This is a genomic window from Okeania sp. SIO2F4, assembly GCF_010672385.1.
Taxonomy (GTDB): Bacteria; Cyanobacteriota; Cyanobacteriia; order Cyanobacteriales; family Microcoleaceae; genus Trichodesmium.
Map to the genome: position 1 here is coordinate 1 of NZ_JAAHGT010000117.1, position 2,967 is coordinate 2,967.

General features: G+C 33.0%; 1 protein-coding gene. It reads left to right on the forward strand.

Features of this window, described 5'->3' with window-relative positions:
• Nucleotides 1–1,062: 1,062 nt before the first annotated feature.
• A complete protein-coding gene (locus F6K22_RS10095) occupies nucleotides 1,063–1,833 on the forward strand; it encodes a choice-of-anchor W domain-containing protein (protein ID WP_293096624.1) in 771 nt (256 codons plus the stop codon).
• Nucleotides 1,834–2,967: the final 1,134 nt, after the last annotated feature.

Here is a 2,967-nt window from a genome sequence, read left to right on the forward strand (position 1 = left end):
TACTTTTTTATGTCCTCTTTTTATGGCTTCAACTGCTTTTCGACGTAAATCATAGCTATAAGGTGCTGGCATAGTCTTGGCGATCGCTGATGACTTTATTATTTTATTCCTATTATAAAAATGTCAAGAGCCATAATGCGTAGTGCTATAAAATCACTTGTAATTAATTAATAGTGATATATATGAGATTGAACAATCGGGAAATATAAAAAAGAAGATAGGGAACAGGGAATAGAGAATAGGTGAATAAACAATTATTTGTCAGAAATAAATTCACCATAACTTTAGGAGTATGAATACTGATACTCCCGCGCCTACAGAGTGATTTTAATCCCTGGCATTATTCCATCTTTAAGATTTAGTTGTTAGACAAGTTTTTTAATACTTATTTGACAAACAGTCTCTATACCAATCCTAAATTATTTGTAAAAGTCTGTACTTCTGAAAAATTTCTTCCTTCTCCTTTCTCTTATGCTTTAAAGCAGACTTTTTTTCAGAAATCATTTCATATGTTATAGGTAGATTTTATTAGTTCAAAAAGTATTCTTGAGGATGAGCGATCGCCACAACTAGAGCAAATTTTCAAATCATTATGGCTGAGGCTAGAAAAATTATGTTAACAGTACTTTGATATTTTTCGAGGACGAAAATGCCTTCAAAGCTAGTAGGGATAAGGGAAATACATCAACAAGTTAAAAATAGTTCAAACCTAGATATATCAGGAAATAGGTTTATTAAATGTAAAACCTAGACTATATAAAGGTTTAATGCTATTCCTAACATATTTTTTGCCAAAATACCGTTAATAGCATTTGAGCGACACACGGAAAAATTTTAGTTTATTGCGAGTAAATACTGAAGCTTGAAATTAAATTGCTACTAATATACTTATCTTTGCGAATATGTCTATGATTTATGTATTTATTGCTTTTACATAGTAATACTGAATATTCTGAATAAATTAAAGATTGTGTAAATTATGACTATTTTAGTTGCAAATCCGTTTCTCGGCAGGTTAGATTGGAATTGCAAAGAAACACACAGACCGAAGGAGCAAAGCAGATGAATAAGTGCAAATCATTTTTAGGATTAGCAGCATTAGCGATTGGATTTTTAGGAGCGCCAGTTTCAGCAAATGCTTTTACTCTGGGAGGTGTTATTAATGGAGAAGAAGCCTTTAACCAATTAGGTGCAACAATAGATGTTGCTGCTGAGGGACGGATTGGAGATTTAGGAGGAGCAGCAGAACATGAATTTAATATCCACTACGATAATGAAAATGGCGATGGTCAAACAGTTTCCACTGAGTACCGTTACTTTGATTGGGTAAGCGGACAAGGAGAAGATTTCACTTTGACATTCGACGACGGTATGCTCACCTACGAAATTGGTGGACAAAAATTGGAAGAACGTATTACAGATACTTTTAACGATCTATTTATCCGCACAACAGCTCGTAAACAAAATAATAGTGTTGTGGTAGATAATCTAATGCTAAATGGTCAGGCGATCGCGGAAAATTCCAGTTTTGCCTGCTTTGAAGGATGTGATTATTGGAATAGCTCCCAATATCTATGGTTAACCGATCTAGAGGAGAGTTTCACATTGACGGGTACAACAACTATGACTTGGACTGGAGATGCTAAAGACTTAAAAGATAAGACAGCTCCCCATCGTTCGGAACTAGCATTTCAACTTAAATTAGGCGATGTGATTATGGGAGAAGGATTGGCAGATGAATTAGTAACAGTGCCAGAACCAGTTTCCATGTCACTATTTTCTGTTGGTGTTGTAGGTTTAGCAATGGCTGGTTTGCGTCGTCAGAAGAAATAATAAATGATAAGTTTCAGATGGTTTGATGCCAAGATTTAGTATTCAGTTAGTTATGTATTTGCTACAAAACAGGGTTGTAATCTACTTTTTTAAGTCTGCTAAATTGAATCTGAGACCAAATCATTTGATAATTAATATTATGTCCGGATGAATAGTTATAAATAATTCGGGAGAACTCAGAACTCATAACTCATAACTTAGAAGAAAATTATGGTGGTCGATAGGAGTAAAAATTTACCGAATAATTAAGGTTTAAAGCTTCTCCTTTAAAGGAGAAACAAGAAAAAATTTTCATGATTAGTCAATCCTCTTCTTTTCAAGGAGAGGTAATTATTAATTGTTTAAGTATTTCTGTTTTTATCTACAGTGAACTCTGATTAAAATTTTATTTTATGCAACTTCTGATGAATCTAGTATCAGTCACTAATATAATCTTCGGTTGAATAGTTGTACTTTACAAGAAAGAAAGCAGAGGGAATTTATGCTGAAGGTAGAAGGGAAGGAGTCAAGTTTAGAAAGGAGAAAGTTTTTTTATAACTGATTCTCTAAACATTATATCAGTTAATTTTTCGGCGTTGCATAGTTGGGAAATGATAATTAAATTAGCATAAGCTAAAACTCTGCCTTGATAATGCTAAATTTTGGGCACATATCAAAATCATCCCTTGATAATACAACGCCGAAAATTGATTGCCAGAAACTACTCCTCCGTCTAAAAAATCAAGCTAATTTTTGCTCGCTGAAAATAAGGCTTTACAGCCTTCTTCTTTTCAAGGAAAGGTAATTATTAATTATTAATTGTTGGAGTATTTCTGTTTTTATCTACAGTGAACTCTGATTAAAATTTTATTTTATGCAACTTCTGATGAATCTAGTATCAGTCACTAATATAATCTTCGGTTGAATAGTTGTACTTTACAAGAAAGAAAGCAGAGGGAATTTATGCTGAAGGTAGAAGGGAAGGAGTCAAGTTTAGAAAGGAGAAAGTTTTTTTATAACTGATTCTCTAAACATTATATCAGTTAATTTTTCGGCGTTGCATAGTTGGGAAATGATAATTAAATTAGCATAAGCTAAAACTCTGCCTTGATAATGCTAAATTTTGGGCACATATCAAAATCATCCCTTGATAAT